The following is a 271-nucleotide window of genomic DNA, read 5'->3' on the forward strand; positions in this document are numbered from 1 at the left end:
CTCGGCGAGACCGGTGAACGTCTCAGCCCCGGTCCCGATCGGGTCGCTGCCCAGTACCGCCCAACGGCCTGCGGAAGCCGCCGGCACCGGCAGCGCGGTACACTCCACCCGGAACAGCGAGTCCACGAAGCCCGCACGGGCGGCCCGCACCTGCTCCTCGGACACCTCGCGAATCGCCAGCGACTCGACCGACGCGACCGGCTGACCGGACTCGTCCGCCAGCACCAGCGAGACCGTGTCCCGGCTGCCCGCCGGGGACATTCGCACCCGC

General features: G+C 73.4%; 1 protein-coding gene. It reads right to left on the reverse strand.

The window, feature by feature from the left end; translation table 11 throughout:
* Positions 1-271, reverse strand: a 271-nt coding sequence (locus UK12_RS42805) for a hypothetical protein (protein ID WP_045307377.1), incomplete at both ends; no start/stop codon positions are given.

Origin of the sequence: Saccharothrix sp. ST-888 (assembly GCF_000955975.1) — a bacterium.
GTDB lineage: Bacteria > Actinomycetota > Actinomycetes > Streptomycetales > Streptomycetaceae > Kitasatospora.